The organism is Gulosibacter sediminis (genome assembly GCF_030011715.1).
GTDB lineage: Bacteria > Actinomycetota > Actinomycetes > Actinomycetales > Microbacteriaceae > Gulosibacter > Gulosibacter sediminis.
This window is the reverse complement of sequence record NZ_JASCYH010000063.1, coordinates 1-7698: the sequence shown is the minus strand read 5'-3', so window position 1 is coordinate 7698 and position 7698 is coordinate 1. Positions and strand designations below refer to the sequence as shown.

7 protein-coding genes are annotated in these 7698 nt (G+C 67.1%); 6 read left to right on the top strand and 1 reads right to left on the bottom strand.

The window, feature by feature from the left end; genetic code table 11:
- Positions 1-74 precede the first annotated feature (74 nt).
- Complete coding sequence (locus QM019_RS12240; RefSeq protein WP_282853236.1) at positions 75-1436, bottom strand: MFS transporter; 1362 nt, start codon at positions 1434-1436, stop codon at positions 75-77.
- Positions 1437-1602: 166 nt separating this feature from the next.
- Between QM019_RS12240 and QM019_RS12235 the strand changes: the two genes are divergently transcribed.
- The 6 genes from QM019_RS12235 (at position 1603) to QM019_RS12210 (ending at position 7633) form a co-directional block, all read left to right on the top strand.
- Positions 1603-2262 (top strand): response regulator transcription factor, encoded by a 660-nt coding sequence (locus tag QM019_RS12235; protein ID WP_282853235.1) that lies wholly within the window; start codon positions 1603-1605, stop codon positions 2260-2262.
- Positions 2259-3632, top strand: coding sequence for a sensor histidine kinase (locus QM019_RS12230; RefSeq protein WP_282853234.1), 1374 nt, complete (start codon positions 2259-2261; stop codon positions 3630-3632). The genes QM019_RS12235 and QM019_RS12230 overlap by 4 nt, the downstream gene beginning before the upstream one ends.
- Positions 3629-4561 (top strand): TAXI family TRAP transporter solute-binding subunit, encoded by a 933-nt coding sequence (locus tag QM019_RS12225; protein ID WP_282853232.1) that lies wholly within the window; start codon positions 3629-3631, stop codon positions 4559-4561. The genes QM019_RS12230 and QM019_RS12225 overlap by 4 nt, the downstream gene beginning before the upstream one ends.
- Positions 4562-4670: 109 nt before the next feature.
- On the top strand, positions 4671-4880 hold the full coding sequence (locus tag QM019_RS12220; RefSeq protein ID WP_125106317.1) for a heavy-metal-associated domain-containing protein: 210 nt from the start codon (positions 4671-4673) through the stop codon (positions 4878-4880).
- A gap of 112 nt (positions 4881-4992) precedes the next feature.
- Positions 4993-7263, top strand: a complete 2271-nt coding sequence (locus QM019_RS12215; RefSeq protein WP_282853230.1) for a heavy metal translocating P-type ATPase — start codon at positions 4993-4995, stop codon at positions 7261-7263.
- Positions 7264-7321: 58 nt separating this feature from the next.
- On the top strand, positions 7322-7633 hold the full coding sequence (locus QM019_RS12210) for a metal-sensitive transcriptional regulator (protein WP_282828752.1): 312 nt from the start codon (positions 7322-7324) through the stop codon (positions 7631-7633).
- The last annotated feature ends 65 nt before the right edge of the window (positions 7634-7698 follow it).

Here is a 7698-nt window from a genome sequence, read left to right as displayed (position 1 = left end):
GTTTTTTGTAGTTCTGGCGGTGCCAGAACTACAAAAAACGACCACTCAACTGCTAGGGGCGACCGGAGGGGGCGTTAGCTGGGCTGGCGCTCCAGGGTGTGGCCGTCGGCCTCGGCGTGGAGCTCCTTCTCGTGGTCGAGCCAGGTGCGACCGTGGTTCTTGAGGAAGAAGACGTAGACGACGAGCGATGCGGCGATGACGGCCGTCACGTAGACGATGAACATCGGTACCTGCTCGGCCGCGCCGGCCGCCTGGTAGAGCACGGGCGCCGTGCCGCCGAAGATCGAGTTCGCCATGGCGTAGCCAAAGCCGACGCCAAGCGCGCGGATGTGCGACGGGAACAGCTCGGCCTTCACGACCGCGTTGATCGAGGTGTAGCCGGTAAGGATGACGAAGCCACCGACGAGAATCGCGAAGGCCGTGAATGCGCTCGTCTGCTGCGGCAGTTGGGTGAGCAGCACCCACGTGTAGAGCACGCCGCCGATGCCGAAGAACACGAGCAGCGTCTTGCGACCGACGATGTCGGAGATCCAGCCGCCCAGCGGCTGCAGCAGCATGAGGATCGTCAGGGCGATGAGGTTGATGACGGTGCCCGTGATGACGTCGTCGCCAGCGAACGCCGACTTCACGATCGCTGGGCCGGTAACCGAGTAGGTGTAGAACGCGACCGTGCCACCCATGGTGACGAGGAAGCAGAGCAGCAGCGGGCGCCACTGGTTCACGAGCAGCTCGCGCATCGAGCCCGAGGCCTTTGCACCGCCCGCCTTCGTTTCGGCGATGACCTCGGCCGAGAGCGACTCGTCCATGGTGCGACGCAGCCAGAACACGACGAGCGCGACGACGCCGCCGATGCCGAACGCGATGCGCCAGCCCCACTCGGAGATCGCCTGGGTGTCGAGCGTGAGCACCATGATGAGCAGCGTCGTCTGTGCGAGCACGTGGCCACCGACGAGGGTGACGTAGTGGAACGACGAGAGGAAACCGCGGCGGCCGGGAATCGCGGCCTCAGACATATAGGTCGCGCTCGTGCCGTACTCGCCACCGGTGGCGAAGCCCTGCAGCAGGCGGCAAAGAATGAGGATGACCGCGGCGCCGATGCCGATCGTCTCGGCGGTCGGGGTGATCGCCACGGCAAACGAACAGATCGCCATGATCGTCACCGACACGGTGAGTGCTTGCTTGCGGCCGTGGCGGTCGGCATAGCGACCAAAGAACCACGAGCCGATCGGGCGCATGAGGAAGGTCACCGCGAAGATGGCCCACACGTAGATGGTCGAGTTCTTGTCGTCGGCATCGAAGAACTGTGACTCGAAGTAGGTCGCGAACACTGAGTAGACGTAGACGTCGTACCACTCGACAAGATTGCCGGTCGAACCCTTCAGGGTATTGGAGATAGATCGCCGCAGCGATGCTGCGGGCGCGGTTGTCGTCGACATGCGTGTCCTATCGGATGCGGGGTTGTGCGGGTCTTGCGCCACCGTCGACATCTGCGTCCACGGTGGCGCTTGGCTACCGTATCGAGGCGCAGAACGGCCCGCCGGGAATCCTTACGGGGCCTTAACACGCACTCGCCGAGTGCTGGTGCCGCATAAGATGACACTCATGCGAGTGCTGGTGGTTGAGGATGACGCCTCGGTCGCGGCCGCGCTCACCGCGGTGCTCCAGCGGGCCGAGCATCAGTGCGCGCACGTGACCTCCGGCGCCGGACTCCTCCAGAGCTATCAGGGCGCCGACGTGGTGCTGCTCGACCTCGGCCTCGACGACATGGATGGGCTTGAGGCGTTGCGACTGCTGCGATCGCGCAGCGAGGTGCCGGTGATCGTCGTCACGGCGCGAGGCGACGAGCGCTCGACCGTGGTCGCGCTGCGTCGGGGCGCCGACGACTACCTGATCAAGCCGGTGCGCGTGCATGAACTGCTCGCCCGCATCGAGGCGGTGCGCCGTCGCTACGTGCAGCGGCAGCCGGATGCGCAGGAGATTCGCGCGGGCTCGGTCGCGGTCGATCTCGGCGCGCGGAGCGCCACGGTCGACGGCACGGAAATCTCGCTGACGCCGACGGAGTTCTCGCTGCTGGCGGAACTTGCGCGCAACGTGGGTGCGGCCGTGAGTCGGCCCGAGCTCGTGCGCGGGGTGTGGGGTCCCGAGTATCCCACGAGTTCGCGCGCGGTTGACGTGCACCTCGCGCAGTTGCGACAGAAGCTGCCGCCCGGCACCATCACCACCCTGCGCGGCTTCGGCTATCGCTTTGAGGCGGCGCCGTGAGGCGTCGGGTGCTCATCCCCTCGGTGCTTCTGGGTCTCATCACGGTGATCGTGATTCTTGTGACGGCCGGCCATGGAATCGCCGTGACGCGCACCCACGAGGCGACGCTGCAGCGCATGGCGGCGATGAACGAGATCGTCAGCCGAGCCGAAATCGCGGTGACGGCGGGCGATACGGGCCAACTCCAGAGCTACCTTGACCGCTTCGCCGAAACCTATGGCGATGCCGTTGCCGTCATTGACGGCCGCGGTGTCGTGCTGGCCGACTCCGGTGGCCTCGACACGCACCGCGACGACGTCACGACGCTCGCGCTGTCGGCGGGCCGTTCCGTGCCCCGGCTGACGATCCCGACCATCCGCCCCTGGAGCGATTCGAGGGCGCTGCTTGCAGCGCCCTTCGAGGGGCTCCCGGGCGTGACCGCCGGTGCCGTCGTCGTCGAGACGAATCTCGTCGAGGCCCGCACCGACGTGGCGACGTCATGGGCGCTCATCACAATGATCGGTTTCGTGCTGCTCGGCGCGCTGCTGCTCGCGCTCTACCGCTGGACGAACTGGATCTTGCGGCCCGTGCACGCGCTCGACCGGGCAACGCACGCGATTGAAGAACATCGGGCCGTGAGCCTGCCCGAGCGGTCTGGGCCGCCTGAACTGCGCCGGCTCGCGCGCTCGTTCGCCCGCATGGCCGGCAGCGTCGAGGATGCGCTCGAGCAGCAGCGCGGCTTCGTCGCCGAGGCCTCGCACCAGCTTCGTAACCCGCTCGCGGCCATTCGGCTGCGCATCGACGGCCTGCCGCCGAGCGAAGAGACGCGCGCCGTTGACGGCGACCTCGATCGTCTCGAGCACATCGTTGACCGGATGCTCGTGCTCGCGAATGCCTCGCACCGCGCGACGGCGGCCGCGAGCGGCGAGGCGCCGACGAGCATGACCCAGCAGCTCGACCTCACCGATCGGGCGAACGCGGCCGAGGTGGTCGCAGCTGCGCACGCGCCGGACGGGCTGCGCATCCGAGCAATCGCGGGGGAGCGCGTTCCGGTGCTCGGCGCGTTCGGCGACCTCGTCGAGATCACCGAGATTCTGCTCGAGAACGCGGCGAAGTACGCGGGCGGGGCGCCGACCGTGACCGTGTCGCTGCGCGACGAAGCGGGCAGCACTGTGCTCGAGGTAGGTGACGATGGCACCGGGCTCGAGGCCGACGATCTCGCGCAGGCCGGTAACCGCTTCTGGCGGTCCGATCGCCATCGTGGCTTGCCCGGGACCGGACTCGGGCTCGCGATCGTGCGCCAACTCGCGCTCGCGCACGATGGTGAGATGCGTGTACTCCGATCTGCCGCGGGCGGTCTCCTCGTGCGCGTCGAGGTGGTGCCGCAGTGAGCGGGCTGACGAGACGCGGATTTCTCGGGGCGGTCGGCACCGTCGCGCTGCTCGGCGTAAGCGGGTGTGGCCTGCGGCGCGAGGCGACGCCGCTCGCGATGGCGAGCGGTGAGGCAGGCGGAACTTACTTGCAGTTCGGCGCGCTGCTGCGGGATGCCGCCGCGAGGGCAGGGGTTGCTGAGCTCGAGGTACGCGCGACAAAGGGGAGCTTCGACAACCTTGAACAGCTCGTGTCGGGCCGCGCCGACCTCGGCATCGCCCTCGCCGACTCGGTGGCCTCGCGCGACGACGACCTCGTCGCCATTGGCCGCGTCTATCAGAACTATCTGCAGTGCGTCGTGCGCCACGACAGCGACATCGTCGCGCTCGCCGATCTGCGCGGGCACCGTGTGGGCGTTGGTGCACCGAGCTCGGGCGCGGCCTACACCGCGCGACTGATTCTCGAGGTAGCGGGTCTGCGCGAGGGTGACGACGCGGTCGACGAGGTTGAGCTTGGCATCCAAGCGGCGAGCGATGCGCTCGTGGCGGGGGAGATCGACGCGCTGTTCTGGTCGAGCGGCATTCCCGCGCCGGTGATTAGTGAGCTCACGGCGTCGCCGGGCGTGCGATTTGTCGAGTTGACGGATGCGCTGCCCGGGCTCGATGGGCAGCATCCGGGCAGTTACTTGGCGACCGCGCTGCCGTCGGGCGCGTACGGGAGCTCGGCCGAGACCCCGACAGTGGGGACGCCGAACTACCTGCTCGCGAGGCCCGACCTCGCGGACGAGGTTGCCGCCGGGCTCGTCGACGTGCTCATCGCCGATGCGGAGCGCCTCGTGCCCGCGGGTTCGGTCGGCGTGCAATACCTCACTTCGGCGAACCTCATCGACACGGCGCCGGTGGCGCTCCATCCGGCCGCCGCGGCCCGCTACCGCCACCACTACGGCTGAGGGGGTTGAGTGGTCGGTTTTTGACGCGTCGCGGAATACCCGCTGGGGGTATATGGTTGGACTCGAGCAGGTACCCAGTGGGGGTATCGGAACGCGAGGAGGAACTCCAATGACTTCGAATGACTACCAGGTAACCGGTATGACCTGCGGCCACTGCGAACTGTCGGTTCGCGAAGAGGTCAGTGAGATCCCTGGCATCAAGGACATCCAGGTCAGCGCACAGACCGGCAAGCTCAGCGTTACCGCCGATGGCGACATCGACGACGCGAAGGTGCTCGCTGCGGTCGAGGAGGCCGGCTACTCTGCGGTGCGCGTCTAACGTACGCGTCAGGAAAGCTCGCGAGCGACGACGCGCGCAGGCCGACCGTTCGCATTCTGGCCGCAGTGTCTCGAGCCGGCCGTCGTACGAAAGCTGAGAAAGTAGGAAGAGGATGAGCACATCAGCTCCCACCACGGGAGGCCCGGCTATCGAACTCGAAATCGGCGGCATGACCTGTGCTTCCTGCGCGAACCGGATCGAGCGGAAGCTGAACAAGCTCGATGGCGTTGCTGCCACGGTCAACTACGCCACTGAGAAGGCCAAGGTCACAGTGCCAGCCGGCTACGACCCTGCACTGCTGGTCGCCGAGGTCGAGAAGACCGGCTACACGGCAACCCTGCCGAAGCCGAAGAACCCCAGGGGGACTCCTGAAGGCGGCGACAGCGAGACCGAGGAAGATCGCGAGCTCACCTCGCTTCGGCACCGCCTGATCGGCTCGGTCGTGTTGACGGTTCCCGTGATCGCGATGGCAATGATTCCCGCGCTGCAGTTCACGTACTGGCAGTGGCTCTCGCTGACACTCGCGGCGCCGGTGATCATCTGGGCGGCCTGGCCGTTCCATAAGGCCGCGTGGATCAACCTCAAGCACGGCGCCGCGACGATGGACACGCTCATTTCGATGGGCACCTCGGCCGCGCTGCTCTGGTCGGTCTATGCCCTCTTCTTCGGTACTGCCGGCATGCCTGGGATGACGCACGCGTTCGAGTTCACAATTGCCCCGTCCGACGGCGCGGCGAACATCTACCTCGAGGTCGGCGCGGGCGTGACCATGTTCATCGTCGCCGGCCGTTACTTCGAGAAGCGTTCGAAGCGCCAGGCCGGTGCCGCCCTCCGCGCCCTGCTTGAGCTCGGCGCGAAGGACGTCGCGGTGCTGCGTGACGGCGTCGAGGTGAAGATTCCGACGAACGAGCTCGCCGTCGGCGATGAGTTTGTCGTTCGCCCGGGCGAAAAGATCGCGACCGACGGCGTCGTGACTTCGGGCGCATCCGCGGTCGACGCGTCGATGCTCACGGGCGAGTCCGTGCCGGTCGAGGTTCGCCCCGGCGACCCGGTGACCGGCGCGACGGTCAACGCCGGCGGTCGCCTCGTGGTGCGCGCCACCCGCGTCGGTTCTGACACGCAGCTCGCCCAGATGGCGAAGCTGGTCGAGGACGCGCAGACGGGTAAGGCCGAAGTACAGCGGCTCGCCGACAGAATCTCGGGCGTCTTCGTGCCGATCGTCATCGTGATCGCCATCGCCACGCTTGCAGCCTGGCTCGTCGGTGGCCACCCCGTTGCCGCGGCCTTCACCGCCGCGGTTGCGGTGCTCGTCATTGCCTGCCCATGCGCCCTGGGGCTCGCGACCCCGACCGCGCTGCTCGTCGGCACGGGCCGTGGCGCGCAACTGGGCATCCTCATCAAAGGCCCCGAGGTACTCGAATCGACTCGCAAGGTCGACACGGTCGTGCTCGACAAGACGGGCACCGTCACGAGCGGCAAGATGACGCTCACCGAGGTCATCACCGAGCCAGGCGTCGACCGCGCCGAACTACTGCGGTTCGCGGGCGCGCTCGAAGACTCCTCGGAGCACCCGATCGCCCAGGCGATCGCCAAGGGCGCGACACAGGAGGTCGGTCAGCTGCCGACGCCCGAGGACTTCGCGAACGTCGAAGGCAAGGGCGTGCAGGGCATCGTCGACGGCACCGCCGTCGTGATCGGCCGCGAGTCGCTGCTCGCCGACTGGGCACAGCAGCTGTCGCCGCAGCTCGCGGAGGCGAAGGCGCGAGCCGAAGACGAGGGCAAGACCGTCGTCGCGATCGGCTGGGATGGGCAGGCTCGCGGCCTACTCGTAGTCGCCGACACCGTCAAGCCGACGAGCGCCGAGGCGATCCGCGGGCTCAAGGCGCTTGGGCTGACGCCAGTGCTGCTCACCGGTGACAACGAGGTGGTGGCCCGCCAGATTGCCTCCGAGGTTGGCATCGACGACGTCATTTCCGAGGTACTGCCGAAGGACAAGGTCGACGTCGTCACCCGCCTGCAGGGTGAGGGCAAGGTCGTCGCGATGGTCGGGGACGGTGTGAACGACGCCCCGGCGCTCGCGCAGGCCGACCTGGGCCTCGCGATGGGCACCGGCACCGACGTCGCGATCGAGGCCTCCGACATCACGCTCGTGCGTGGCGACCTGCGGGCCGCGGTCGACGCCATCCGACTCTCGCGCAAGACGCTCGGCACGATCAAGACGAACCTGTTCTGGGCCTTCGCTTACAACGTCGCCGCGATTCCGCTCGCAGCGCTCGGCATGCTCAACCCGATGCTCGCGGGTGCGGCGATGGCGTTCTCCAGCGTCTTCGTCGTCGGCAACAGCCTTCGCCTGCGTGCCTTCAAGAGCGTCGCCTCGAAGTAACCCCTACCCTCGAAGTCAGTATTCGTTCCTACCGGAACGACGGAGTGAAGGACCAGCCATGTCAGTCGAAATCGACTCGCACGAGCACCACCACGGCTACATCAGCGACAAGGACCGCTACCTCAGCCGCATGAAGCGCATCGAGGGGCAGGCCCGCGGCATCGCGAAGATGATCGATGACGAAAAGTACTGCATCGACATCCTCACGCAGGTTTCGGCCCTCACCCGCGCGCTTCAGGGCGTTGCCACCGGCCTCCTCGATGACCACCTGAAGCACTGCGTGCTCGACGCCGCGAAGCTGAGTGACGAGGCCGCCACCGAAAAAATCGAGGAAGCCACCGAAGCGATCCGTCGTCTAGTCCGCTCCTAACGAGCGCGCGAAGGGGGTTGAGTGGTCAGTTTTTGTAGTTCTGGCACCGCCAGAACTACAAAAAC